This is a genomic window from Mediterraneibacter butyricigenes, from assembly GCF_003574295.1.
GTDB lineage: Bacteria > Bacillota > Clostridia > Lachnospirales > Lachnospiraceae > Mediterraneibacter_A > Mediterraneibacter_A butyricigenes.
The window spans coordinates 14,127-39,953 of record NZ_BHGK01000001.1 but is presented as its reverse complement, the minus strand read 5'-3'; the positions used below and the strand labels follow the sequence as shown (position 1 = coordinate 39,953).

Below are 25,827 nucleotides of genomic sequence, written 5' to 3'. Positions count from 1 at the left end.
CGCGACCTCCTCATTGATATTTATTTGGCTGTAATCCTACATTCAGGACAAGTCCGATTCCTATGAAAAAGCAAACGACTGATGTCAGTCCATAACTGATAAACGGAAGAGAAATTCCGGTATTCGGAAAGATCATGGTTGCCACACTGACGTTGATAAAACTCTGAGTTCCGATCAGTGCGGCTACTCCTCCGCAGATGAGTCGCCCTCCGGTGTCCTTTGCTTTTTGTCCGATCAGGATACATTCAATCACTATTAATAATAACAAAAGAATGACGATACAACAACCCACAAATCCTAATTCTTCACCAATTATTGCGAAAATAAAGTCAGTTTCGGGTTCTGACAGGAAATTTCCGTTTTTTACAGAAGTTGTGGTGTTATTATTTAGTCCCTTTCCTGTCAATTGTCCGGAACCGATTGCCATCACCGAATTCAACTGTTGATAGGCCGTTTCTGTCGCATACTTTTCTGGCTCCAGCCACGCCAGGATACGATCCTGCTGATATCCGCGTAAAAGCTTCTGATTGGGCTGTACCACGATACTCAGAAATATAATAGCAACCGGAAGAATGATCGCGAGAACCGTTCCGATAAAACGATAACTCAGACCGCCAAGATACATAATAATACAGAACAATAATGCCAGACAGATGGTATTAGAAAGATTTGGTTCCTTATAAATCAGGATCAGGGTCGGAACCATCAATGCAATCGCCTGTATGATCGTTTTTTTCTGGTTGATCTTGTGTTCGCGGTCCATCAGAAATTTGGCATAAAACAAAATTGTTATGATCTTGGTAAGATCAGAAGGCTGGAATCTGGTAAATCCCAGGTTCAGCCAACGCTGTGCACCGTTTACTTCGACTCCGAATAAAAGAACCGCAACCAGAAGAAGGATATTCACAATATATAAGATCCAGTATAAATTCAGTACCCATTGATAGTCGATCAATGACACGATCACCATGATGATCAGACCGACAACCACACCGAAAGCCTGCCTTCCCTGTAAAGACTGATTGGCGCTTCCGACCACCAGCACTCCAAGAATGGAGATCAGGGTTACCAGCGCAACCAGACTGAATTTATAATCTTTTAGTTTGTAGCGTTTAAATAAATACAAAAGTTTTTTTCTCAAAAGTCTTCTCCTGTAAATGTAATCTGTATTTCTGAACGTTGAATCCTGATCTGAAATTTCTCAGGTGAAACTTCTATGTATTTCGAAACCGTCAGATACAGATCTTTTGTAAAATTATCAATCATATCCGAAGTACATTCCATTCGATCTGAAACAATCAGAGATTTCAGACGTTTTTTTGCGATTGTAACGGAAGGTGTACTCATGATCTGCCTCTAATTTCTTTTGAACAAATGAGACATTCTGGCAAGGATTCCCTCAGATTTTGTATAATCCGGAATCGGAATTTCTTCTCCGCAGATCCTGTGGCAGATATTATCATAGGCAGCGCCTGCCAGCCCCTGCTCTCTGGAAAGGATTTCGCCCTGATTGGTTGCAATGACAACCTGCTCATCATCCGGAACGACCCCGACAAGATCTACTGCCAGGATCTCGGTCACATCTTCTACGGACATCATATCTCCACGACGTACCATATCGATCCGAAGTTTGTTGATCAGAAGTCGTACAGAGCGGATTCCCTGGGTTTCCAGAAGGCCAATGATCCGATCTGCGTCACGGATTGCTGATACTTCGGGGGTTGTTACGACAATGGCTGAATCTGCAGCAGAAATCGCGTTTTTGAATCCCTGTTCGATTCCGGCAGGACAGTCAATCAGAATATAATCATAATCTTCGCGTATCTCATCAACAAGCTTTCGCATCTGCTCCGGTGAGACGGCGGATTTATCTTTTGTCTGCGCGGAAGGAAGAAGATACAGCGATGCAAAACGGCTGTCTCTGATCAGTGCCTGCTTTAATCGGCAGCTTCCTTCGATCACATCCACCAGATTGTAAATGATACGGTTTTCCAGTCCCATAACTACATCCAGATTCCTGAGGCCAAGATCTGTGTCGATCACGAGAATTTTTTTCCCCAGAACAGCAAGTCCTGCTCCGATGTTCGCTGTCGTCGTTGTCTTTCCAACGCCGCCTTTTCCTGATGTAATTACGATTACTTCACTCATTGTATGCCTCCTGAGATATTTATTCGATCAACGGATCTATATAAATGCGATGACCATCTACTACTGCAATCTTTGGTCCCTGTATGGAAGAATCTTCCTGATAAACATGCGGGATCCTTGCTTCAATCTTTCCGATCAGCATTTTCTTCGGACGCATGGTGATCGCTGAGATAAACGCAGAATGATCTCCGCCCATTCCGGCATGCGCTGAACCGTAAAGTCCGCCAACGATCACAATATTACCGGCAGACTCCACTCTGGCTCCGGGTTCTACATTTCCCAGAACTACCAGGTCCGATTCCGACTGAAGAACCTGATGATTTTCCAGAGATCCTTTGTGGATCAGTCCACGTTGCTGGATCAAGCGCTCCTGAGCCTGCTCCAGCAACGTACGCCAATATGGTTCATTTTCCTCATCATAATCCAAGACACAGATGATCTCGATCTGAGTCAGCTCGGTGATCATTTCCAGGATCTGAGCCGTCTGCTCATAGGTCAGTGTCTGTCCGAAAATTGCCAGAGCCATCTTTGCCTTTCCGAAAAATTTGGCAGAATCCAGAAATTTGCTGTGAAGCTCTTCCAGGATCTGTGAAAAGGGCGCATCCGGACTCATATGGATTTCAAGACAATATTTATTGGTTTTTACAGTTACTAACATAGATATCCCCTCTTAAAATTTAAAACTTAATCTCCGTGGACGGCGCTTCCAAGTTCTGCTGCTGCACCTTTTACGAGTTCATCCACATCAGCTGTTTTAAAGCGATAGCGCATAATATCACGGCCGATTTCTGCAGTATAGGAAGAACTATAACCGTTTGCGATTCGAACAGCTACAGCAACTTCCGGTGAATCTGTCGGCGCATATCCTACGAACAGCGCATGGTCCGGATGTGTATCACTCTGCTGAGCCGTACCGGTTTTTCCTGCCATGGACAGATTGCCGATTCCAACGAATGTTGAGGAACTGGACACCATGTCTTCCATTCCCTGATGAACCAGGTTCCAGGTGTTGGTTGAAACATCATCCATGGTGTTGACCACTTCAGGTTCATATTCCTTTACAACATTTCCGTCAATGTCTGTCACCTTGTCCAACAGAGAAAGCTTGTACACCGTTCCCTTGTTAGCCACAGTGGCAACATAACGGTTTAACTGACTGACTGTATAGTTGTTGGTACCCTGTCCGATTGCAGTTGGTACAGAAGCGGTATCAGAAATCTGCGGGGAGGATTCCGGTATTTCGATTCCGGTCGTTTCTCCCAGTCCGAATTCTTCCGCATACTTTTTGATTCTCTTAACTCCGAGGTCACTAGAATACTCTCCGTTTTCATCCAGTCCCAGGTCATATCCGACTTCATAAAAGAAACTGTTACAGGATACTTCCAGGGCATTGACTACATTCAGGCCGCCGTGAGCGTCCGGATACACCCAACATTTTGGATTCGGTTCAACTTTATCAAAGATACCTGCACAGTTGATGATGGTGGATCCCTTGATCACGCCTTCTGTAAGACCTGCCACAGAAGATACCATTTTGAAGGTAGATCCCGGTGCGGTTCTCTCCTGCGTTGCATTGTTATAAAACGGACGGGACAGTCCGGTTACCAGTTGGTTATAATACTTGGAGTCCATGGTGTTGGCAAGCCGGTTACTGTCATAGCCCGGATAAGAAACACAGGCTAATACTTCTCCGGTATTTACATCACTGACTACCGCAGAACCTGTACATGGCTCTAAAGCAAGCTGTCCTGGTGTAATCTCCAGCGACTGAATTTTTCCGGTCACCCAGGAAAATGCATTTCCACCGGATACCAGGCTGTTATAGGCAGCCTCATCCATCGGAAGAACTCCCTGCTCATACACGATGGCACAGATCTGTGAACCACTGATACCTCCTGATTTTATAAGATACTTATAAAGAAGTTTGTCGAAATTACTGTCGGACTTCAAATAATCTTCCAGATAAGATAAAATCCCCTGATAAACTTCCTTAGAATCGGAATATTTTCCATTGGAGACATAATTCTCCAGTTTGGAAGTATTCACCCAGTTTTTGGAAATTGCATAATTCAGATAAGTATTCAGATTGATGGACTCATCCGTTGCCCAAGCGATATACGTATCATCACTTGTATCAATCACATCTTTATTCAGGATCCCTTCATTTGTCGTCAGAAGATCTGTGGAAATGTAATTCATGTATGCCTGCATTTCCTTGGAAAGATCTTTGTATGCAGCAGAATTGGGATCTTTGAGATTCTGAAGAACTTCCTGGATTACCACCTCTTTCCGTTGGGTAAACGCTGCGTAAACCTGCTGTTCAACCGGTTGGGCATCCTCTGCTGAAAAATGACTCATATTGATAATCTCATTTCCGATGAATGCATAATATACATCATCAATCGGAATAATTAACTGGCTGGCATTGGAAGCAGTTGTTGGATCATAATTCATGACATTTTGAATCTTTGATAAAAGGATCGCTGCAAGCTTCTCTTCGATCAGATGATAAGTGGTTTCCTGAAGATCTTTATCAATTGTCAGATAAACATCATTTCCTGCTTTTGGATCTTTGGTGCTGACCGTTTCAATCACCTTTCCCACAGAATCTACGTAAACCTTGGTCTCTCCCTTTACTCCCTGAAGCTGCTGCTCCAGTGTCTGCTCCAAACCTGCTTTTCCTACAATATCGGTGAGGCTGTAATTTTTCTTTACATCTTTATCAAGCGCGTCATACTCTTCCTGAGAAATCTTTCCGGTATAACCGATAATGGAAGCGAAATACTGACTGTCCGTATAACGGCGCAAAGAATCTTCCGCAATATTTACACCATCCAGTTGATCCAGATTTTCCATAATGGCAGATACCGTCTCATCGCTGACATCATACGCCAGTGTACTTGGGATGTATTTCTGATAACTGTTCAGACTGATGGCATAACGCATATTTACCATTTTCAGGATATAAGCTTTATCATGTTTTTTCAGATTCAGTCCATATCCGTAAGTTTTATCGGTACACAGATATTTGATGATATCGTCGGCTGTTACATTTTTCTGTTTTTCGGTAAGCTCATCAATCGTCTTGCAGCCGTAAATATCTGCAATAAAACGAAGCTTCTGCGTATCGGAAGACTGATTGAATTCGTAGTTGCCCTGACTGTTTAAAATAATTCCGAAATCACTTATAATAGAATCGCCGTGTGCTTCCACGATCTCCATTACTTTTTCCAAGATCCCGTTCAGGATTTTATTCTTACTGTCTCCGCTGGCAATATTATCCTCGATGGTTACGGAATAAGCCAGCTCATTGTATGCCAGAAGATTTCCGTTCCGGTCATAGATATTTCCACGGGTTCCGGAAATGGAACGGGTCTTCATGATACGAAGTTTATAATTATCCAGATAATCCTGGCCTTTTACAATCTGCAGATAAAAGATACGATTGACCAGACCGGCCGATAATACACAGAACACAAGAATCAGTACAAAGGCTCTGGATTTCAGCATGTCATAAAACAAATCTTTTATCCGTTCCACTATACGTTCAAACAAATCTACTAGCACTCCTTTTCTCTTCTTCTTCCAGTTTCCGATTGATCAGTCGGATCAGCGGATAGAAAGCCAAAGCTGCAATGGTTGTATAAATCACCTGAGGTATGATAATACGATTCAGATAGTAAACAAAATGAAATTCACTGCGCAGAAGGAATCTTAAAACATAAATAATGATTCCGTATGCAAAATCTCCGAAAAATACAAGGATCAGGGGAAGCTTTAATTCCTCATCAAAAAAGAACTGCTTACTCCAGCCAATCGCATATCCGATCACCAGATAAATCAGCGCATAAAATCCCAGAATCTCCCCAAACTGGATATCAATCAGCAGTCCGGAAAAAAATCCGACCAGTACACCGTCTTTTTTTCCACGTATAATACCGGTTGCAACGGTAAGAATGATCAGAAGATCCGGCTTTACGCCTCCTAATTGCAGGGATGGGAAAATCGTACATTGCAACAGGAAAAAAACAAGAACCAGCCCGCCAAAAATGACAGGTCTTCTGACCTTAAGCCATAATTTCATACTCATACGACACCCCTTTTAATTTCCTGACTGGTCATTCTTCTCTACCATATCCGCTTTTGTTGTGGTGATGACGAGAACTTCCTGAAGATTTTTAAAATCTACTACCGGAGTGATGTATCCGGATCTGGTCAGGTTGTTTGCATCCACATTAATTTCGCTGATATAGCCAACCAGGATCCCCTGTAAATATTTATCACTGATATGAGAAGTAACGATCTGTTCCCCGACTTTGATCTCATTGTCGTTATTTTCCAATTGCTCGAACTTGATCTTTCCATCCTCGATCAGCGAAAGATCTCCGCGAACCATACACTGATCGGATGTAGTAAGAACCATGCTGCTTACATTACTTTCATCATCAATAATGCTGCGGACCGTTGCCCAATGTGGGCCTGTCTGGGTCACAATCCCGACCAGACCACTTCCTGCAAGAACATTCATATCTTTTTTGATCCCGTCAGAACTTCCCTTATCAATCGTAAATGTACTGAACCAGTTTCCGGAATCTTTTCCGATCACATGGGCTCCCACTTTTTTATAATCTCCATAGTTCTGATCCAGCTTATAAAGAGACTGGAGCCGATCCAGTTCATAACGTTCCTGCTGGAGATTGTTATTCTCTTCCATCAGGGAATCTACTTTCGCCTGAAGTTTTTTGTTTTCAGATTTCACTTCCTTTAAGGTCTTAAAATTGTCATTGAGATCACTCAGCCATGCGCCGATCTGGTTGATTCCCTTTTGCATCGGGATTACCGTTACATCTGCCACCTGTCTGAAAGGAGCCGATGAGAACTGGGCAACAATAGAAAGTCCCATTAGTAAGATACACAGGACGGAAAGTCCGATCACCAGGTATCTGTTTGAGGAAGATTGATTTTTCTTTTTCATATTATCTTAACCACCTGTAATCTTCGTCTAACATTGAATAGGTCAGCGTTTTTAATTCTTTATTCCATATAATTTTCTTGAGTCCCTCTACGGCACAAAGTTCCGGGCGGGGTGCCTTTCGAACCCGAAGCCCCGTCATCTCCTGGAGGTAGATATCCAGTCCCCGCAGGTTTGCAAGACCTCCTGTTAAATACATGCCCCTTTTCTCGATCACCTTACGGACATCCGGAGGAGTCCGATCCAGCATGGAAAGGATCGCTCTTACACACTCTTTCAGCGGCTCCCGAAGTGCAGCTCTTACCAGTCCGATCGGAATCTCGGTAAGCTGCGGAACACCGGTGATTAGATTACGTCCGGCTACCTGCATGGTTGCGTGAGCCTCCTGGTCAAAAACCCCGAATTCCTTTCGAAGCGCTTCTGCCGTAAGACGTCCGATCAGGAAATCACGATTATGACGCACCAGATTTGCTACAGCATTATCCAGATACTCTCCGCCGATCTTTACCAGTTTGTTTAAAACCATTCCGCCTGAAGAGAGAATGGAAATATCCGTTGTACCGCCGCCGAAATTGGCGATCAGAATTCCTTTTTCCTCGAAAATATTTAATCCAAGTCCGACCGCATCTGCAATTCCCCGCTCCACGATCTTTACCTCTCTTGCTCTGGCAGTGGAATAAGATACCAGATCGAAAAAGGCCTTCTTCTCCACTTCCGTCACATCTGTCGGAACCGCGATCACATATTCCGAACCACGCATAAATTTACGTTCCGGATTTAAAAGATTGGTCAGCAGATACTGCATATCCTCAAAATGAGAGATCACACCATTTTGCATCGGAAAAACAACCTGAATATTGGATGGAGCCTTCTCATACATTTCATAGGCCTCATCTCCGACCGCAAACACATATTTCCGGTTCTGAACCGCGATTACATCTTTTTCTTTCCAGATTTTTTCATTTTTTTTATCATATACTTTAATTTCATAAGTACCTAAATCAAGCCCATATACATTTCTGGCCATATGCTTCCTCACTTTATAAAACCTTTTTCTCTCAGACTGATATATTTATTGTCTCCAATAATAATATGATCCAACAACTGAATTCCGATCAGCGCCCCGGCATCCATCACCCGTTTGGTGATCACCAGATCCGGTTGACTCGGAGTCGGATCCCCGCTGGGATGATTGTGCAGTAAAATAATAGAAACCGCATTTTTCTGCAGAGCTTCGATAAAAAGTTCTCTAGGAGATACTAAAGAGGCATTTACCGTCCCTTTGGAAATGTCGGTCTCACCAATCAATCGGGTGCGAGTATTAAAAAGCAACAATTTCATAGATTCCTGCTTTTTATGACGCATGTCTTCCATATAATATCTGGCAATCGTATCCGGCGAAGAAAAATCAAGACCATCCTTCGCAGTCGCCTTAGCCAGACGTTTTGCTAATTCAGAAAGGCAGAGAATCTGAACAGCTTTTACCTTGCCGATTCCCCGGATCTGTAAAAGTTGTTCCAAACTCCACTGATGAATGTTAAGAAGTCCTTCCTGAGAGAAAATAGGGTATAGAATCTTCTTTGCAAGAGCGATAGCATTCTCACCATGAGTTCCAGTGCGCAACAAAACAGCCAGAAGTTCAATATCAGTCAAAAACTCCGGACCATGGCACAGACACTTCTCGTAAGGACGCTCCTCCTCCCTCAAAGTTTTTAAATTTTCAGTAGAACTAACCGCCTGAACTTCATTCATAAAAAAATGCTCCAGACACAATTCGCAATTTATTTTACCATAAACCCCAAAAAGTGTATAGAGCAAACCTATTAAAATTTTGTGAAAATATCAAGCCGTGCGCCTAGAATAAAATGCAGATGGATGCAAATTTATTTGCAGACAAATAGATTTTGTTCTAGGCATATGGCGCATAGCCATCAGCGAGAGCGGTTCGAAGAAGCCGCCCCGCTGTGCACGGCGTAAGTGCGCGAATCGGTCATCGGCGCATATTTCCTTCCGATTGCCTCAGCGACCTTCATACCATCCATTGCCGCAGAAGTAATTCCACCGGCGTATCCGGCTCCTTCCCCGCAGGGATATAATCCCTCGATGGGACTTTCGCACTCTTCGTTTCGCGGAAGTTTCACCGGAGAGGATGTCCGGCTTTCCACACCGGAAAATAATGTATCCGGTCTTGAGAAACCGTGGATCTTCTGTTCAAATGTCTCCATCGCTTCCATCAGTGCATCCGACAGGTAATCCGGGAAAAGTTCCCGAAGATTTGCAAAAGAATATTCCCCTTTTAACTGTGGTTTCACTTCGCCGAATTCTGTGCTTTTTACATTTTTACAGAAATCCCCGTATTGCTGGATCGGAATTTTCCCCTGTCCCAGTTCATACGCTTTTTCTTCCAGTCTGCGCTGAAATTCCATTCCGTCCAGAGGGGAGTCTGTCCCGTAATCTTCCGGAGTAATCGTAACGATCAGTGCGCTGTTTGCATTTTCTCCGTCTCTACCACTGTAACTCATTCCGTTGACCGCCAGCCTTCCGGGCTCGGAAGATGCATTGACCACGTATCCTCCCGGACACATGCAGAAAGAATAGACTCCGCGTCCGCTCTTTGTCTGTGCCGTCAGTTTATAAGGAGAAGACGGAAGATCTGTTCCACGTTTTCTTCCATATTGCGCCTGATCGATCATCTCCTGCGGATGTTCGGCACGAACCCCTACGGCAAATGATTTTGCTTCCATTGGAACCTGTTTCCTGTAAAGCGTTTCGAACGTATCTCTTGCACTGTGCCCCAATGCAAGGACTGCAAGATCACAAGGGATTCTTTTCGTATCGTTTACGATGACTGCTGACAGAATCCGCCGATTTTCCTTTTCTTTCAATTCGAAATCTGTCACTTTACTCTGAAACAGAACTTCACCGCCCAATTTCTCGATGGAACGCCTGATCTCCGTAATGACCGGAATCAGGATATCCGTACCAATATGTGGTTTAGCCTCATACAGAATCCGTTCCGGGGCTCCGTGTGTCACAAAGGTTTCCAGCACAAATTTGCTTCGTCCGAGTTTATCTTTCACAAGTGTATTTAATTTTCCGTCTGAAAAAGTTCCGGCACCGCCCTCTCCGAACTGCACATTGGACTCCGGATTCAGGGTCCCACTCTTCCAGAAAGTCTCCACATCCTTTTGACGGCTTTTTGCATCCTTTCCTCTTTCCAGTAAAATGGGCCGATATCCGTATTTTGCCAGAAGATAGGTGCAGAATAATCCGGCCGGTCCGCTTCCGATCACCACAGGACGCTGCTTTAATTCCATAGTGCCGCAGGCAGAAAAACGATACGCTTTTTCTGAAACACTGGTTACATTTTTCGGTGGATGCTGCAAAATCTTCTTTTCATTTAGTCCGGATACTTCTACGGTATATACCATATATATTTCCGGTTTCTTTCTGGCATCTACAGACTGCCTGATCATCTTCCACTGAAAAGTTGTCCCCGGCTTCAAATGCAGAATCCGGCAAATTTTCTTTTCCAGATGTTCTGTCGGTTCACCGGGCAGAAGCTTCAGTTGATTGATTCTTAACATTTCAAAAGTCCTCCATATACTTTTTTACGGACAAAATAATAACAGATCACTTGCATGAAAATCGTTACGATCCAGGATACCGGGTAGGATACGAAAAGCACTGCTACACTTCTGTGTGCAGGGAAAATAGCGAAAATCCAGAGGACACGGATTCCTACTGTTCCGATGATAGACAAAAGCATCGGAACGCCTGAACGGCCCATTCCGCGCAATGCTCCCGGAAACAGATCCATCAGACCACACAGGAAGTACGTCAATGTGGTATATGAAAGAACTTCCATTCCTGCATGGATTACTTCCGGATCTTTATTATAGATTGCCAGAATCTTCGGTCCGCCAAAATACATGACACTACCAAGCGCCAGAGCAATTCCGATCGACAGCACCATACAGTCCAGGAGGATATGATCCATACGCTTTGGCTTCCTTGCTCCGTAATTCTGACTGGTAAAACTCATACAGGCCTGTGTTACTGCATTGACAGACATATAGATAAATCCAAGCAGATTATTGGCAGCGGTATATCCTGCCATCGCAATGGAGCCAAAGGAATTCACGGAAGACTGAAGCAAGGCGTTGGAAAAGTTAATCACCGTTGACTGAATTCCCGCCGGAATCCCAATCTGTAAAATCTGCAACAGATACTTTGGATGAATCTTAAGTTTTGAAATCCGAAGGCAGTAATCTGCGTCCGACCTGATCAGACACCATAAAACCAGAATACTGGAAAGAAACTGAGATGCAACGGTTCCGATCGCCACCCCGGCCACATCCAGATGAAAAACAATCACCAGCAGCAGATTCAGACAGGCATTCACGATACCGGAAAAGATCAGAAAGATCAGCGGTCGTTTGGTATCTCCGATTGCCCGGAGGATTGCCGCGCCATAATTATAAATCATGAAAAACGGCATTCCCAGAAAATAAATCCGCATATACAGTGTGGATCGCCCGATGACATCATCCGGAGTTCCCATCAGTTCCAGGGAAATCTTTGCACTTAAGATCCCGACAAACAACATGACAATTCCGCTTAATACTGCAAACATCATGGCCGTATGGACTGTATCGGATACTTCGGATTTTTTGCCGGATGCATAATATCTGGCCGTCAGAACATTTGCGCCCAGTGAAATTCCGATAAATAAATTGGTAAAGATATTGATCAATGCGGTCGTAGAACCCACGGCTGCCAGTGCCTGGCTTCCGCTGAATCTTCCCACTACCACAATATCCACTGCATTGAATAATAACTGCAGAATCCCCGATAACATCAATGGAAGTGCAAAGGAAATCAGTTTGTCCATCAGACTTCCGTTACACATGTCGATTTCATACGTTCTTTTCCTCACAATAACCCCTCGTTCTGATTCTGGTGATTTCTACACCTGTGACATCATTTTTCTCGTTGTAAATTTATCGCTTTCGCAAAACAGATCTTACGATCCGGTACGCTGCTTTCCTTTGCTATGATATCGCCGCATGTTTCCCGGCAACATAACCGCTGGACCACGCCCATTGCAGATTGTATCCCCCACAGATTCCATCCACATCCAGCAGTTCACCCGCGAAATACAGACCGTCGATCAGTCTGGATTCCAGCGTATCCGGATCGATCTCATCGGTAGAAAGACCACCGGCACAGATCTGCGCTTTCTCATAGGAATTTGTTGCTTCCACAACGGTTTCAAAATGCTGGATGGTATTAAGAAGCTTTGCGCGTTCTGTCTTCGTCAGCGCTCCGGCCTGTTTTGCCGGAGAAATATTTGCAAGCCGTAAAAAGAATGCAGACATTTTTTTGTGGAACAGACCGATGAAAAAATGTTCCATGCTGCAATTCGGATGCATTTGAATTCGATTTTCCAAAAATGCCTGAAACTGTTCCGCAGAAAAATCCGGCATAAAATTAATTCGTACCGAAACAGGCTCCTTATAGTAAAGGCCGAGTGCCGCGTAACGGCTGATCTGAAAAACAGGGATTCCAGAAACCCCGTAATCTGTAATCTGGATTTCACCGGTATCTGACGCAACTTCCTTTGATCCGTTCAACAACGTCACGGTTCCCTGAAGGCGAACGCCAGAAATACTCTTGTAAAACGATTCTTTACATCTGAGCTGAACCAGTGCCGGAACCACTGGGGTCAGGTGATGCCCCAGACTTTTTGCCAGTCCATATCCGCTTCCGTCCGATCCGGTTTTTGGTGCAGCTTTGGAGCCGGTAGAGAGAATCACGCGATCTGCTGATACTTTTCCTTTGGAGGTCCGAATCGTAAAACCATGTTTTACAGGTCGTATCTCCATGACTTCTGTTTCTGTCTGAATTTCCACCTTCAGAGATTCCAGCTCCAGTCTGAGTGCATCCAGAACCGCACTCGCCTGATCGGAATAGGGATACAGATATCCGTTTCGATTTTTCGAGTAAATCCCCAACTTCTGAAAAAATGCAATGGTATCCAGAGCAGGAAACTGTGAAAGAACTTTCCACGGAAATGCCGAATCCGTAGAGCGGTAGCATTCCGGTGTCTGCAACGTATTGGTAAAATTGCATCTTCCGTTTCCTGTTGATAATATTTTTTTACCGATCCGGTCTTTGTGTTCCAGGATCACAACCTTTGCCCCATTTCTTGCTGCCGTGATCGCTGCCAACATACCGGATGCGCCGCCTCCGACAATCACTACTTTTTTCCCGGATGCACTCTGTGATGATGTTTCAGACTTTTTCATATCTGCTCCCTTTTCTCTTTGTTTCCTTTTATTCCGGAATCACTACCAGTCCCTTTTCCAGCATACACTGCAAGGATTTTAAGATTCCCAGTTTTGCATGTGCCCAAGTCAGTCCGCCCTGAAAATATACTGCGTAAGGAGGCTTGATCGGTCCGTCCGCACTTAATTCAATGGAAGATCCCTGTACAAAAGCTCCGGCAGCCATGATGACATCGCTGTCATATCCTGGCATCGCCCACGGAATCGGGGTCACATAACTGTCCACCGGTGCCGCTGCCTGGATTCCCTGACAGAACGCCACGACACCTTCTTCACTTCCCAGTGTGACTGCCTGAATGATATCATGTCGCTCTTCTGTTCCGTTTGGAATCACCGGAAATCCCAGCTTTTCGTAAACATTTGCAGCGAAGATTGCGCCTTTCAATGCACCGCTTACAATAAACGGGGAAAGGAAGAATCCCTGATAGAAAGACTGCATCACTCCAAGGGATGCTCCTACTTCTTTTCCAAGCCCCGGAGAAGTCAGGCGATAGGCACAGTTTTCGATCAGATCTTCTCTGCCGGCAATATAGCCTCCGATCGGCGCCAATCCGCCTCCCGGATTTTTGATCAAAGATCCGACGATCATATCGGCCCCCACATCACTTGGTTCTCTCGTCTCCACAAACTCCCCGTAGCAGTTGTCGACCATACAGATTACATCCGGTCGTCTCTCTTTGATAAATGCAATCAGTTCTCCGATTTCATCCACAGAATAGCTTGGTCTGGTCTGGTAGCCTTTGGAACGCTGGATCGTTGCCAGTTTGATCTTTTCGTTTTTTAATGCTTCCTCAATGGCCGGATAATCGAAATATCCGTCTTCCTGAAGATCTACCTGCTGATACGTAATACCATATTCTGCCAACGATCCTTTGGAAGATCTGATGCCGATGACCTCTTCTAAAGTATCATAAGGCTTTCCCGCAGGAGATAACAGCACATCTCCAGGTCGTAGATTGGCAGCCAGTGCCAGAGCCAGCGCATGGGTTCCGCAGGTAATCTGAGGACGGACCAGCGCAGACTCTGTATGGAAAGTTTCCGCATAAACCTGTTCCAGAACATCCCGTCCTTTGTCATTGTATCCGTATCCGCTTGCATACTGAAAACATGCGACATCCACACGATTTTTCTGCATAGCATGGATCACTTTTAACTGATTGTATTCCGCACGTTTATCAATCTGCGCAAAACGTTCTCTTAACGCTTCTTCTATTTTATTTCCAAATTCCAGCACCTGAGAAGAGATTCCAAGTGCCTCATACATGTCCTTCATTTCCTGTTCCATTTTCATTCCTTTCCGGAAAGATCTGCACTTTCGCACATTCTTCCAGCATTTTATCTAAAATAAGTTCTTCCTGATACCCGTAATCAGCTTTATTGATCCAGGTCACGTCGCGTTCCCGTCTGAACCAGGTAAGCTGACGCTTTGCAAAATGTCTGGTATCCCGTTTTAATTTATAAATTGCTTCCTCCAGACTGATCTCCTGATCCAGATATTCCATAATTTCTTTATAGCCAAGCCCCTGCATCGAGACCATTTCCCTGGTGCAACCGGCTGCTTTTAAGGCCTTTACTTCTTCTACCAGCCCGTCTTCTACCATCTGATCGACCCTTGCATCAATCCGCTGATACAAATGTTCTCTTGTATCATCCAGCACAAAATATACAAAACGATAGGGAGAGGTTCTCTTTCGTTCTTCTTCGTTGTGTCTGGAAATCGGTTCCTGATTCTGGTGAAAATATTCCAGCGCACGAATCACTCGTTTCACATTGTTCGCATGGATCTTTTCTGCCGATACCGGATCGACTTCCCGCAGTTTTTCATGCAAAGCTTCCTGTCCGTATTTTCGGGCATATTCTGCCAGTTCCTGTCTGTAAGCAGGATCTGACTCTTCCATGGTAAACTGAATATCATACAACAGCGCCTGGATATAAAATCCTGTACCGCCGGTAACGATCGGCACATGCCCGGCGGCATAAATCCTGGCGAGTGCTTCCTTCGCCATCTGCTGAAATTTCTGAACATGGAATTCTTCTTCCGGTTCCAGTACATCAATCAGATGATGAGGGACGCCCTCCATCTCTTCCGGCTTTATCTTTGCCGAGCCGATATCCATGTGTTTATATACCTGCATGGAATCCGCAGACACGATCTCCCCGTTAAGCCGATGCGCCAGCCCAATGGATGCCTTTGTTTTTCCTACGGCCGTAGGACCGCTTAATATGATCAATGGTTGCTTCATAAGCATCACCTACACAATTCTCTTAAACTTTTTTTCCAGTTCCCGTTTGGACATGGATACAATCGTCGGTCGTCCATGAGGACAGTGATATGGATTCTCCAGCGTCAGAAGTTCCTTGATCAACGTCTGAACCTCCGCTGCAGACAGTCTCTGATTTCCCTTCACCGCAGCCTTGCAGGACATGGATGCGATTTTTTCATCGATCAGATCCGGTGTCATGGAAGAATTCAGACCATCCGCCATATCATCCAGCATTTCCAGCAACAGTTCTTTTTTTGCAATGGAAAACAGATTGTCCGGTACTGCCCGTACCGCATATTCATTTCCGCCGAAGGGCTCGATCTCAAAGCCGATTCTTTCAAAACGATCCATGTGGCGGTTCAAAATTTCTTCTTCCTGCATGGTCAGACTCAATACGATCGGTGGACTGATCATCTGAGAAGTGTATTCCCTGTTTTTCATTTCTGCCAGTGTTCTTTCATAGAGGACACGCTCATGAGCCGCATGCTGATCGATAATGTACATGGACTCTTTAAACTGTACGATCCAATATGTGTCGAACACCTGTCCGATAATCTGATAATCCGGCTCTTCTTTCGGATCCAGAAAACGTTCTTCGAACAGATTTAACTGTTCGTTATTTGCCTTCACTTCGTTTTCATAAGAAGGAGCTTCCTCGGTTTCGGTGGAAACAACGTTCTGTCCCTGTCCACCCTGAGACTGTGTAAGGACTTCTTCCCAACGCGGCTTAGGTGCTACCTGCGAAGACAAGTTTTCCGATGCAGATATATTTTCTGATGTATTTCTGTCGCCTGAATCCAAGAGATTCTTCTCAGTTATCGCAGAGGTCCGATAGGAACTTTCTTCTCTGACACAATCCGACTGCATAGAGGGTTTTGGCTGTGTTCCCTGCGATTCTCCAGAAGATTCTTCTGCGCTCCGGTACTGATTTTGAACAGGCGTGGAAGGCTTTTGCTGATAATGAGAAAGCACCCGTTCTCTCATTTTCTGAATAAAATAATCTTCATCCTTTCTTGTGATGTTATCCACAGTTTCCACAGGTTTATTCGCATTATTTTGTGCTATTTCCGGCATTTGCCGTTGAATTATGTCATACTGCATCGAATTATCAGATTTCTTTCCGGCATTTCTTTCTTCCAGATGAACAAACGGGATCAGTTCCGGTTCAGACAGCGTTTTGTGAACCCCTTCCATCAGCGTCCCATAAACCGCCTGCTGGTTATGAAACCGGACTTCCATCTTGGTCGGATGCACATTTACATCCGTCTCTTCCGGTGGCAGGGACAGGTAAAGCACTACAAACGGGAATTTGTGCTGCATCATAAAATCCTTGTAACCGTCCTCAATGGCCTTTGAAACCATACCGCTGCGGATATATCGGCCGTTGATAAAATAATTTTCATAGGTTCTGTTTCCGCGGGAAATAATTGGTTTTCCCAAAAATCCATCCAGCCGGATTCCGTTTTTTTCATAATGAATTTCCAGCAGATTGGCGGCTACATCTCTTCCGTAAAGCTGATAGATCACATCTTTGATTTTTCCATTCCCGGATGTCCGCAACTTCTCCTGACCGTTATTGACAAAGCGAAAGGCGATCTCCGGATGGGAAAGTGCCAGACGCATCAATACATCATTGACATGACTGGCTTCCGTCATCGGAGTTTTTAAGAATTTTCTTCTGGCGGGAATATTGTAGAACAATTGACGGATCAGGAATGTGGTTCCGTCTGTTGCACCAATCTCTTCCATCTTTTTCTCCGTGCCTCCCTCGATTAAATAATGGGTTCCAAACAGATCATCCGCAGTCTTTGTACGCAGCTCCACCTGTGAAACTGCGGCAATGCTGGACAGAGCCTCCCCTCGAAATCCCAGGGAGCCTACATGGGACAGATCCTGAATGGAACGGATTTTACTGGTGGAATGGCGTAAAAATGCATTCGGGACATCTTCTCTTGCAATCCCGCATCCATTATCCGCAATCCGGATCAATGCAATTCCACCTTCCTGAATCTCCACCGTAACGGAAGAAGATCCGGCATCGATTGCATTTTCTACCAGTTCTTTTACCACGGAAGCCGGGCGTTCAATCACTTCTCCGGCCGCGATCTGATCGATAGTGATCTGATCTAATACCTGAATTTTACTCATTTCGACTCCTTTATATGTATCTTGGGTAAATATTGCTCATCAGACTGTATCGAATTTACCAGCGATTTTTCAGTTTATTCTGCAGCCGGTAAATTGTATTTAAAGCATCCATCGGTGTCATATTGGATACATCAAGTTCCTTTAATTCGGTCAGGACATCATCGTCTTTCACCGTGTCAAACAGCGAAAACTGTGCCATATCCACTTCATCGTAACGTTTCACTTTCTTACGTTTCGGGACCTGTGCTTTGGAGGAAATCTCCTGTACCCGCGTGGTAATATCCTCGTCGGAAAGTTCTTCTACGATCTCTTTCGCCCGTTCAATCACCAGATCCGGAACTCCTGCCAGCTTCGCTACCTGGATTCCATAACTTTTATCCGCACCTCCGGCAACAATCTTCCGTAAAAATACGATGTCATCTCCCTTTTCTTTTACTGCGATACAGTAATTATTGACGTTATCGATCTTTCCTTCCAGTTCCGTCAGCTCGTGATAATGGGTAGCAAACAGTGTTTTCGCCCCAAGAAGCTTCGGATCACTGATATACTCCACAACCGCCCAGGCAATACTTAAGCCATCAAAGGTACTGGTTCCACGTCCGATTTCATCTAAGACCAGAAGACTTTTGCTGGTAGCATTTCGTAAAATGTTAGCGACTTCTGTCATCTCCACCATAAAGGTACTCTGTCCCGATGCCAGATCATCGGAAGCCCCTACCCTGGTGAAGATCCTGTCTACCAGTCCGATGTTGGCAGCAGTTGCCGGAACAAAGGACCCGATCTGTGCCATCAGCACAATCAGCGCAGACTGACGCATATAAGTGGATTTTCCTGCCATGTTCGGTCCGGTTATGATGGAGATCCGGTGCTTTTTGTCGTCCAGATAGGTATCATTTGCGATAAACATATCGTTCGGAATCATGCACTCCACCACCGGATGGCGTCCGTTTTTGATATCGATGATTCCTTTTTCATTTAATTTCGGGCGCACATAGTTATTGCGTTCCGCAACAAGTGCAAGGGAAGCGATGGCGTCCAGATGTGCCACTGCTTTGGCTGTTTTCTGGATCCGCTCTACTTCTGCACCTACAGAATCCCGGACCTGACAATACAGATCATATTCCAGGGCACACAATTTGTCCTCCGCCCCGAGAATGGTATCTTCCAGTTCTTTTAGTTCCGGTGTAATGTAGCGTTCCGCATTGGCAAGTGTCTGTTTTCTGGTATAATAATCCGGTACCTTATCCTTGAAAGAATTGGTCACTTCCAGATAATAGCCGAACACTTTATTGTATTTAATCTTTAAATTCTTAATCCCAGTCTTTTCCCGTTCTTCTGCTTCCAGTTTTGCAAGCCAGGTCTTTCCTTCCGTTCTCGCTTTTTTCAGACGATCCACTTCCGAATCAAAGCCCTCCCGGATGATTCCGCCATCCCGCATAGCAATCGGTGGTTCTTCCGCAATGGCATGTTCGATCAACTGACAGAGGTCCTCCAGCGGATCCAGATCCTGATACAGCGTCTGCAATAATTCTGACTGCATTTCCTCCAGAATATATCTGACAGAAGGCAGCATAGCCAGTGAATTTTTAAATGCAAGCATGTCTCTCGGATTGGCGGACTGATAGGTGATCTTGGTGATCAGTCGTTCCAGATCATAGACCGGACCTAAATATTCCCGAAGTTCCTCTCTGGAAATTGCATTTTCCTTTAATTCTTCTACCGCATCCTGTCGTTTCAGAATCTCTTTCTTGTCTACCAGTGGCTGTTCGATATATTTTCTGAGGGCACGGGCTCCCATCGCGGTTTTTGTCTTATCCAGTACCCAGAGAAGAGACCCTCGTTTTTGTTTCTCGCGCAGTGTTTCGCAGAGTTCCAGATTCCGTCGGGTAGAACTGTCGAGCAACATATAGGCCCCGGTAGTATAAACCTGAATATGGGTCAGATGTGCCAGAGAATTTTTCTGTGTCTCGTACAGGTAGATCAGAAGTGCCCCTGCACTGATGGAGCCGCAGTTAAAATCTTCCAGTCCCAGTGCCTGCATATTGGCAGCATGGAAATGTTCTGTCAGTTTATTTTTGCACAGATCATCATCAAAATACCAGGAATCCAGTGCAGAGATCGTAATGCCCAGACGCTCTCTCAGATCTTCCATATCCATTCCACTCATATAAAAGGCTTCGTTACAGATGATCTCAGTCGGCATAAATTTAAACAGTTCATCTTTTAATCTGGTACTATCTGAAAGTTCCGTTACGAAATAATCCCCGGTTGAAACATCGGCAATGGCGATTCCGTAACGATCATCCAGATAAACAATACACATAATATAATTATTCCTGGATTCATCCAATGCCTGAATGTCTGTATTGGTTCCAGGGGTCACGACACGTACCACTTCCCGTTTTACGATGCCTTTTGCCAGTTTCGGATCTTCGACCTGCTCACAGATAGCCACTTTGTATCCTCTGGAGACCAGTTTGTTCAGATAAGAGTCCACAGCATGAAAAGGCACGCCACACATGGGAGCGCGCTCTTCCATTCCACAGTTTTTTCCTGTCAGGGTGATCTCAAGTTCTTTGGATGCGGTCAGCGCATCCTCAAAAAACATCTCGTAAAAATCCCCCAGTCTGTAAAATAAGATACAGTCTTTATATTCCTCTTTCGTTTTCATATATTGCTGCATCATAGGGGTCATTGTGTTTTCTTTTTTCATGGAATCTCCTTGTTTGTCCTTTGTATCAACATTTATTTTAAATATTTACGTTTAAGCATAAAAATACACTTTGCATTCTAACACGAATAAAAAAATCTTTCAAGATTGCCGCCTTTTCTGAGAAAGAATGATCTTTGGACGTTCTTCCCTGTATAAAAAATATGAGAGAAAGCCACCAAAGTAACTGCCGAAAATACTCAGACAGCCGAAGATCAGGGAAAAAGGTACGCAAATCTGTCCGAGAAGCTGCCCCGGCATCCGGCTGTAATCCCAGATCTGCCATTGGAAAATTTTATTCACCAGGATTCCTGTCATAAATTCACAGGATGTGATAAACACCATACAGCGCAGAATCTGTTTCCAAAGCGGATCCATCCAGTGTGTCCACTGCCCCTGTTTTGTACAGAAGACCAGACAGAGACCGCCAAGTAAGAACATACTCCAGTGTGAAAATCCACGAAACAACACTTCTACCCCATAATAAACAGATCCGCCAACTCCCAGTAAAAACAGAAACTCATCCACCGGTTTTCGAATGTTCCTTTTCCTCATAATAAAAAAACGCCCCCCTTTCTTTGTGCTTCTTTCAAAGAGCATCTCAGAAATAGTTTGAGCGCTTTTTTTAATTTAATGTACCAATTCTCCCATATAGTAGAATCCTTTGCTCTCTTTCAGTGAAACTTTGACGAGCTGACCGATCATACTTTCGTCTCCGGGAAAATGTACCAGCAGGTTGTTGCTCAGTCTTCCGGTTACATATCCGTCCATATGGTCATTGATTTCTTCTACCAGGACCTCCTGCGTTGTTCCTGCCTGCTCTTTACAGACCTCCGCAGAAATGGTCTGTACTTCTTTCAACAGTCGCTGGAACCGTTCTTTTACCACATCTTCCGGAACCTGATTGTCCATCTTTGCCGCCGGAGTTCCGCTTCGTTTGGAATAAATAAAGGTAAATGCACTGTCATAGCGAACCTTTCTTACCACATCCAGCGTCTCCTCAAAATCTTCTTCTGTCTCCCCCGGAAATCCTACCATAATGTCCGTGGTCAGTGACAGATCCGGCATCTTCTCCTTCAAACGGTTTACCAGTGCCAGATAATCTTCTTTGGTATAACGACGGTTCATTTCTTTCAGGATCCGTGTGCTTCCGGCCTGAACCGGCAGATGAAGGTGACGGCAGATTTTTGGGGACTGACTCATCACTTCGATCAGTTCATCAGACAGATCCTTCGGATGGGATGTCATAAAACGGATCCGCTTTAAGCCCTCGATCTGTTCGATCTGTCGTAACAGTTCTGCAAAGCTGATGGGGGATTCCAGCGTCTTTCCGTAAGAATTTACATTCTGTCCCAGAAGCATGACCTCCACGACGCCATCTGCAACCAGTTGACGGATTTCTTTTATGATATCCTCCGGATTCCTGCTACGCTCCCGTCCCCGCACATACGGTACAATACAGTAACTGCAGAAATTGTTACAGCCAAACATGATATTGACACCGGATTTAAACAGATATTTACGATCCACCGGAAGATCCTCTACGATCCGGTCTGTATCTTTCCATACATCCACCACCAGTTTGTGACTCTGGAGTGCCTGAGTAAATAACTCTGCAAATTTGAAAATATTGTGGGTTCCGAAAATCAGATCTACATGACGGTAACTTTTTCGGATGGTCTCTACTTCTTCCGCTTCCTGCATCATACAGCCACAGATTGCAATCATCATGTGAGGCTTGCTTTTTTTGATGTGTCCCAGTTGTCCCAGTCGACCATACACTTTCTGATTGGCGTTTTCCCGCACTGTACAGGTATTGAAAATTACAAAATCCGCTTTCGTCTCCTCTGCTTCTTCCACATACCCGATTTCTTCTAAGATTCCGGAAAGCTTTTCCGAATCTCTGGCGTTCATCTGACAGCCAAAGGTCGTGACACAGTAAGTCAGAGGTCTTCCCTCTTGGCGGGACAGCTCCTGATAATAGGCTCTCGCCTTCTTGATAAAATAATACTGCCGGAAAGGTTCTTCTTCCGGTGCTTCTTTATGTAGATCCATTTCCTCGATCAGTTCTTCAATGGACCGATTTCTCTCTTCGTTTTTCATCTTCTTCTGCTCATTTCTTTTATATTATTCCAACCATAGTGATTTTCCGCAAGATATACATCCTGCTCCATGCTCCACACGATATTCAGATAAACTGATTCTGCGCTGCATCATACTCGTAATCAATCTTCTCTAATGTCTGAATCAGCGTTTCCTTGTCTAACTGGAGTTCCTGACACAACGTGTCAAGATCCGGGTAAAAATCTCTCAGATTTGTATTGATCACACTTAACAGCATCACAGGGTCTTTGGGTAAATTTTGATTCATGTTCTGCTCCTTATCTCTTGTTCCGTAAACAGGTATTCCGGTCGGATATCATGCGGATCCCATGGAATCTGCTCCAGACATTGTAACGTAAAAGCAAGTGCCGCCGTAGTAAAATGTGGATGTGCTTCCAGAAAGCGATCATAATATCCTCCGCCATATCCGATCCGATGCAGTTCACGGTCAAAACAGGCTCCAGGCATCAACATCAGTCCCTCTTCCGCCATTGCAGGATGTTCGGTCTGTGGTTCTAAGATTCCATAAGCGCCCGGAGTCAGTTCCTGAAAGGATTCCACTTCAAAGAACTGCATTTCTGTTTTGGATAGCACTTTCGGCAATGCAACTTTTTTGTGGAGTCTGAATGCTTCCTCCAAAATCGGCAGGGTATCCACTTCGTTTCGAATGGGCATATACCCATAGACAATCTCCGCCTCTTCGAAAATTGGATGGCTGATCAGAAGAGTTGCAATGGAGGCACTGTATTCTTCCCAGAGTTTCTCGCTTAACTGAGACCGCTTTTTCAGGATCCTTTTTCTAATGTCCTTTTTTTGTTCCATATTTTGCTCCCAGATTGGTAATGGATCCGTCCTTTTCCTCGATATCGATCTGATTCAACTGGCTGCGTAAATTCCGGCGGACAGAGTCCAGATATTCCTGCCTCAGGATCTTCTGCTCCATTTTTTCTGTATCTGTCAGTCCCTCTGCTTTTGACTTCCGGTACAATTCATTGATTCTTGCAATCTTTTGTTCGTTCATACTTAACCTCTTTTCTACAAATCTCCCAGATTTAACTGGAATAATTTTCAAGGAATCCGTAGACCTCTGTTTGGGATTCCAGATATTTTCCTGTACGGATCTCTGATTTTAAATCATCTGAAAGTTTGTCCACAGGAATATTGGTATATTCAAATATTGTTGTTTTGTCCGAAAAATAGACGGTTACATATCCGTTTAATTCCATCAGATAGTAACCCTCGTTCTTTTGGGCAGATCCCTCTGCCTGTACACTCGGAATGGGCGTACTCTTTTCTCTGGCGTACTGATAACTCCACTGAAACCCGATTCCCAGCAGGAATAAAAGGAAAAAGATTCCCAGAAAAAAACCAATACGGTAAGTCGTTTTCATAGCATAACTCCTTTTTTTACAGTATTGGCCTTTTTGACGGATTTTTATACACCTACAACAGATGTGCTTTCTTACACAGGTTCAGAATCGTCGTTCCCTTCGGCATGGACCGTATCTCTGCTTCTGTCAGGACTTTCAGTTTTAATACGCTGACAGCGTAAACGGTAATTGCGATCAGAATCGCCAGAATCGTTGCGATTCTGCCACCAATTATCAGGTCAAACAGCTTGTGTACCAGGAGGGTTACAATTCCCATGATTGCAGAAGCGAGGAACGGACGTATAAAGGTCTGTTCATATTCCTGGCGATATCCGCATGCCTGATAGATTGCTCTGGCATTGAGAATACACATACTCAGCGAAAAGATAATGTTGGCAACTACGATGGCGTAAATATTCCATTTCAGGAAAATCATCATAATCAGCAGTGCCACAATATGGATTCCGAGAGACATGGCTGCATTTTTTACCGGTGTAGTCATACGGTTCAATCCCTGAAGGATTGCATTGGATACCGTAGACAGACAGTAAAAGACTACCGTAATTGCACCGATCGTCAGCATATAAGCCGGTGTCTTCCTCGCGTCACCATACAAGAGCTGCATGATTGGGGATGCGATCACAACATATCCCATAAAACTTGGGATTGCAACCAGCATGGCAAACCGAATCGTCAACTGGATCTTTTTGTGAATCTGTTCTCTGTCTCCCACAGATACTGCCGCTGTCAGACTTGGGATCACAGATGCTCCCAGCGCATTGGCCATAGCCAGCGGCACATTAATCAACGTGTTATATTTTCCGGTAAAGATTCCCAGCAATGCTACATATTTGGATTCTGCATAACCCTGAGCTGCCATAATATGGCTGAAGAGTAACTGATCCAGCACCTGACTGATGTTATAGATCGCAGTACTTAAAATAACCGGAGCAATCGTAAATAACATGATCTTTACAATCGTCTCGTAGGATTCGTCTTCATGAATCGGATCCGGACGAAGCTGCCGTTTCATTGTCTTGCGATAGCAGGCCAGAACAAAGACTAAAAAGATCAGACCACCAAAGGCACCCACTACGGTTCCAAGAGTCCCTCCGGCGGCTGCATAAGCCGGACCGTAAAGATCGTTCTTCCTGGCTTTTGCGATCGCTGTTCCCACTTTCAGCAGATAACTGGCCGCCATCAGACTGACGATCGCATTGACAATCTGTTCAATGATCTGGGAAACTGCGGTGGGAAGCATGGTTCCCATTCCCTGAAAATATCCGCGGATTACCCCCATAATCGCCACAATGAACAGTCCAGGAGCCAGCACCCGCAGTGCATAACGACTGAACGGTGCTGACATGAGATAGGTAGAGATTCCTCCCGCACCAAATCCAATGATCAGACTGATCAGGAGTCCTACGGCACAGGCAAATACCAGTGCACATAAAAATACACGGATCGCATTGCGCTTCTCTCCTTTTGCCATACGCGCCGAAACAAGCTTTGAAACAGCAAGTGGAAGACTGTAAGAAGATAAAAGCAGCGCGATACTGTAAACCTCAAAGGCATATCCGTAAAATCCCATTCCTTCATCGCCGACGATATACGTCAGCGGAACACGGTAAGCGATTCCGATGATGCGAGTAATCATTCCGGCAGATGCCAGAATCGCTCCCTGGATCAGAAAATCCCCGCTTTTTTGTTTTTTCTTTTGTGATGAAGCCATAAAAACCTCCAAGTTTTATAAAGATTCAAA

At 44.6% G+C, this 25,827-nt stretch carries 23 protein-coding genes; all 23 read right to left on the bottom strand.

Annotated elements, in window-relative coordinates; all coding sequences use genetic code 11:
• Nucleotides 1-10: 10 nt before the first annotated feature.
• Nucleotides 11-1,126 carry an FtsW/RodA/SpoVE family cell cycle protein gene (locus tag KGMB01110_RS00190; RefSeq protein WP_117602580.1) on the bottom strand — a complete coding sequence of 372 codons (1,116 nt, stop codon included), beginning with the start codon at nt 1,124-1,126 and terminating at the stop codon, nt 11-13.
• A gap of 11 nt (nt 1,127-1,137) precedes the next feature.
• The gene (locus KGMB01110_RS00185) at nt 1,138-1,347 is read right to left on the bottom strand and encodes a cell division topological specificity factor MinE (RefSeq protein WP_117602233.1); all 210 of its coding nucleotides are present in this window, start codon (nt 1,345-1,347) and stop codon (nt 1,138-1,140) included.
• A 9-nt stretch (nt 1,348-1,356) separates the two neighbouring features.
• Nucleotides 1,357-2,148, bottom strand: coding sequence for a septum site-determining protein MinD (minD, locus tag KGMB01110_RS00180; protein WP_117602234.1), 792 nt, complete (start codon nt 2,146-2,148; stop codon nt 1,357-1,359).
• 19 nt (nt 2,149-2,167) lie between these two features.
• A complete protein-coding gene (locus KGMB01110_RS00175) occupies nt 2,168-2,806 on the bottom strand; it encodes a septum site-determining protein MinC (RefSeq protein WP_117602235.1) in 639 nt (212 codons plus the stop codon).
• 26 nt (nt 2,807-2,832) lie between these two features.
• Nucleotides 2,833-5,658 carry a penicillin-binding transpeptidase domain-containing protein gene (locus KGMB01110_RS00170; RefSeq protein WP_243112845.1) on the bottom strand — a complete coding sequence of 942 codons (2,826 nt, stop codon included), beginning with the start codon at nt 5,656-5,658 and terminating at the stop codon, nt 2,833-2,835.
• 37 nt (nt 5,659-5,695) lie between these two features.
• A complete protein-coding gene (gene mreD, locus KGMB01110_RS00165; RefSeq protein WP_117602581.1) occupies nt 5,696-6,232 on the bottom strand; it encodes a rod shape-determining protein MreD in 537 nt (178 codons plus the stop codon).
• A gap of 18 nt (nt 6,233-6,250) precedes the next feature.
• Nucleotides 6,251-7,123 (bottom strand): rod shape-determining protein MreC, encoded by an 873-nt coding sequence (gene mreC / locus KGMB01110_RS00160; protein WP_117602236.1) that lies wholly within the window; start codon nt 7,121-7,123, stop codon nt 6,251-6,253.
• A gap of 1 nt (nt 7,124) precedes the next feature.
• Nucleotides 7,125-8,147 carry a rod shape-determining protein gene (locus KGMB01110_RS00155; RefSeq protein WP_119297254.1) on the bottom strand — a complete coding sequence of 341 codons (1,023 nt, stop codon included), beginning with the start codon at nt 8,145-8,147 and terminating at the stop codon, nt 7,125-7,127.
• A gap of 8 nt (nt 8,148-8,155) precedes the next feature.
• Nucleotides 8,156-8,872 carry a RadC family protein gene (gene radC, locus KGMB01110_RS00150; protein WP_117602238.1) on the bottom strand — a complete coding sequence of 239 codons (717 nt, stop codon included), beginning with the start codon at nt 8,870-8,872 and terminating at the stop codon, nt 8,156-8,158.
• 179 nt (nt 8,873-9,051) lie between these two features.
• Nucleotides 9,052-10,707 carry an NAD(P)/FAD-dependent oxidoreductase gene (locus KGMB01110_RS00145; RefSeq protein ID WP_119297253.1) on the bottom strand — a complete coding sequence of 552 codons (1,656 nt, stop codon included), beginning with the start codon at nt 10,705-10,707 and terminating at the stop codon, nt 9,052-9,054.
• The gene (locus KGMB01110_RS00140; protein WP_172590506.1) at nt 10,701-12,032 is read right to left on the bottom strand and encodes an MATE family efflux transporter; all 1,332 of its coding nucleotides are present in this window, start codon (nt 12,030-12,032) and stop codon (nt 10,701-10,703) included. Before KGMB01110_RS00140 ends, KGMB01110_RS00145 begins: the two co-directional genes overlap by 7 nt.
• 142 nt (nt 12,033-12,174) lie before the next feature.
• Entirely contained in the window at nt 12,175-13,431 is a 1,257-nt protein-coding gene (locus KGMB01110_RS00135) for a BaiN/RdsA family NAD(P)/FAD-dependent oxidoreductase (protein WP_117602241.1), read from the bottom strand.
• 28 nt (nt 13,432-13,459) lie between these two features.
• On the bottom strand, nt 13,460-14,755 hold the full coding sequence (locus KGMB01110_RS00130; protein WP_117602242.1) for a methionine gamma-lyase family protein: 1,296 nt from the start codon (nt 14,753-14,755) through the stop codon (nt 13,460-13,462).
• Nucleotides 14,727-15,713 (bottom strand): tRNA (adenosine(37)-N6)-dimethylallyltransferase MiaA, encoded by a 987-nt coding sequence (miaA, locus tag KGMB01110_RS00125; RefSeq protein ID WP_119299000.1) that lies wholly within the window; start codon nt 15,711-15,713, stop codon nt 14,727-14,729. The genes KGMB01110_RS00130 and miaA overlap by 29 nt, the downstream gene beginning before the upstream one ends.
• Nucleotides 15,714-15,722: 9 nt before the next feature.
• Nucleotides 15,723-17,882: a DNA mismatch repair endonuclease MutL gene (gene mutL, locus KGMB01110_RS00120; RefSeq protein WP_119297252.1), complete on the bottom strand. Its 2,160-nt coding sequence runs from the start codon at nt 17,880-17,882 to the stop codon at nt 15,723-15,725.
• 55 nt (nt 17,883-17,937) lie between these two features.
• Nucleotides 17,938-20,595 carry a DNA mismatch repair protein MutS gene (gene mutS / locus KGMB01110_RS00115; protein WP_330507937.1) on the bottom strand — a complete coding sequence of 886 codons (2,658 nt, stop codon included), beginning with the start codon at nt 20,593-20,595 and terminating at the stop codon, nt 17,938-17,940.
• 99 nt (nt 20,596-20,694) lie between these two features.
• Nucleotides 20,695-21,147, bottom strand: a complete 453-nt coding sequence (locus KGMB01110_RS00110; RefSeq protein WP_117602244.1) for a putative ABC transporter permease — start codon at nt 21,145-21,147, stop codon at nt 20,695-20,697.
• A 75-nt stretch (nt 21,148-21,222) separates the two neighbouring features.
• Nucleotides 21,223-22,695, bottom strand: coding sequence for a tRNA (N6-isopentenyl adenosine(37)-C2)-methylthiotransferase MiaB (gene miaB, locus KGMB01110_RS00105; RefSeq protein ID WP_117602245.1), 1,473 nt, complete (start codon nt 22,693-22,695; stop codon nt 21,223-21,225).
• Nucleotides 22,696-22,780: 85 nt separating this feature from the next.
• The gene (locus KGMB01110_RS00100) at nt 22,781-22,963 is read right to left on the bottom strand and encodes a DUF4250 domain-containing protein (protein WP_117602246.1); all 183 of its coding nucleotides are present in this window, start codon (nt 22,961-22,963) and stop codon (nt 22,781-22,783) included.
• A complete protein-coding gene (locus KGMB01110_RS00095) occupies nt 22,960-23,517 on the bottom strand; it encodes a 5-formyltetrahydrofolate cyclo-ligase (protein ID WP_117602247.1) in 558 nt (185 codons plus the stop codon). The genes KGMB01110_RS00100 and KGMB01110_RS00095 overlap by 4 nt, the downstream gene beginning before the upstream one ends.
• Nucleotides 23,495-23,716, bottom strand: a complete 222-nt coding sequence (locus KGMB01110_RS00090; RefSeq protein ID WP_117602248.1) for a DUF896 domain-containing protein — start codon at nt 23,714-23,716, stop codon at nt 23,495-23,497. The genes KGMB01110_RS00095 and KGMB01110_RS00090 overlap by 23 nt, the downstream gene beginning before the upstream one ends.
• Before the next feature lie 31 nt (nt 23,717-23,747).
• Nucleotides 23,748-24,086, bottom strand: a complete 339-nt coding sequence (locus tag KGMB01110_RS00085) for a hypothetical protein (protein WP_117602249.1) — start codon at nt 24,084-24,086, stop codon at nt 23,748-23,750.
• A gap of 52 nt (nt 24,087-24,138) precedes the next feature.
• Nucleotides 24,139-25,797 carry a putative polysaccharide biosynthesis protein gene (locus tag KGMB01110_RS00080; protein WP_117888324.1) on the bottom strand — a complete coding sequence of 553 codons (1,659 nt, stop codon included), beginning with the start codon at nt 25,795-25,797 and terminating at the stop codon, nt 24,139-24,141.
• Between the last annotated feature and the right edge of the window lie 30 nt (nt 25,798-25,827).

Coding starts and splice junctions, on each gene's coding strand:
- KGMB01110_RS00185 (WP_117602233.1), bottom strand. CDS start 1,347: ATGAGTACACCTTCCGTTACAATCGCAAAAAAACGTCTGAAATCTCTG.
- minD (WP_117602234.1), bottom strand. CDS start 2,148: ATGAGTGAAGTAATCGTAATTACATCAGGAAAAGGCGGCGTTGGAAAG.
- KGMB01110_RS00175 (WP_117602235.1), bottom strand. CDS start 2,806: ATGTTAGTAACTGTAAAAACCAATAAATATTGTCTTGAAATCCATATG.
- KGMB01110_RS00170 (WP_243112845.1), bottom strand. CDS start 5,658: ATGCTGAAATCCAGAGCCTTTGTACTGATTCTTGTGTTCTGTGTATTA.
- mreD (WP_117602581.1), bottom strand. CDS start 6,232: ATGAAATTATGGCTTAAGGTCAGAAGACCTGTCATTTTTGGCGGGCTG.
- mreC (WP_117602236.1), bottom strand. CDS start 7,123: ATGAAAAAGAAAAATCAATCTTCCTCAAACAGATACCTGGTGATCGGA.
- KGMB01110_RS00155 (WP_119297254.1), bottom strand. CDS start 8,147: ATGGCCAGAAATGTATATGGGCTTGATTTAGGTACTTATGAAATTAAA.
- radC (WP_117602238.1), bottom strand. CDS start 8,872: ATGAATGAAGTTCAGGCGGTTAGTTCTACTGAAAATTTAAAAACTTTG.
- KGMB01110_RS00145 (WP_119297253.1), bottom strand. CDS start 10,707: ATGTTAAGAATCAATCAACTGAAGCTTCTGCCCGGTGAACCGACAGAA.
- KGMB01110_RS00140 (WP_172590506.1), bottom strand. CDS start 12,032: ATGTGTAACGGAAGTCTGATGGACAAACTGATTTCCTTTGCACTTCCA.
- KGMB01110_RS00135 (WP_117602241.1), bottom strand. CDS start 13,431: ATGAAAAAGTCTGAAACATCATCACAGAGTGCATCCGGGAAAAAAGTA.
- KGMB01110_RS00130 (WP_117602242.1), bottom strand. CDS start 14,755: ATGGAACAGGAAATGAAGGACATGTATGAGGCACTTGGAATCTCTTCT.
- miaA (WP_119299000.1), bottom strand. CDS start 15,713: ATGAAGCAACCATTGATCATATTAAGCGGTCCTACGGCCGTAGGAAAA.
- mutL (WP_119297252.1), bottom strand. CDS start 17,882: ATGAGTAAAATTCAGGTATTAGATCAGATCACTATCGATCAGATCGCG.
- mutS (WP_330507937.1), bottom strand. CDS start 20,595: ATGAAAAAAGAAAACACAATGACCCCTATGATGCAGCAATATATGAAA.
- KGMB01110_RS00110 (WP_117602244.1), bottom strand. CDS start 21,147: ATGAGGAAAAGGAACATTCGAAAACCGGTGGATGAGTTTCTGTTTTTA.
- miaB (WP_117602245.1), bottom strand. CDS start 22,695: ATGAAAAACGAAGAGAGAAATCGGTCCATTGAAGAACTGATCGAGGAA.
- KGMB01110_RS00100 (WP_117602246.1), bottom strand. CDS start 22,963: ATGAATCAAAATTTACCCAAAGACCCTGTGATGCTGTTAAGTGTGATC.
- KGMB01110_RS00095 (WP_117602247.1), bottom strand. CDS start 23,517: ATGGAACAAAAAAAGGACATTAGAAAAAGGATCCTGAAAAAGCGGTCT.
- KGMB01110_RS00090 (WP_117602248.1), bottom strand. CDS start 23,716: ATGAACGAACAAAAGATTGCAAGAATCAATGAATTGTACCGGAAGTCA.
- KGMB01110_RS00085 (WP_117602249.1), bottom strand. CDS start 24,086: ATGAAAACGACTTACCGTATTGGTTTTTTTCTGGGAATCTTTTTCCTT.
- KGMB01110_RS00080 (WP_117888324.1), bottom strand. CDS start 25,797: ATGGCTTCATCACAAAAGAAAAAACAAAAAAGCGGGGATTTTCTGATC.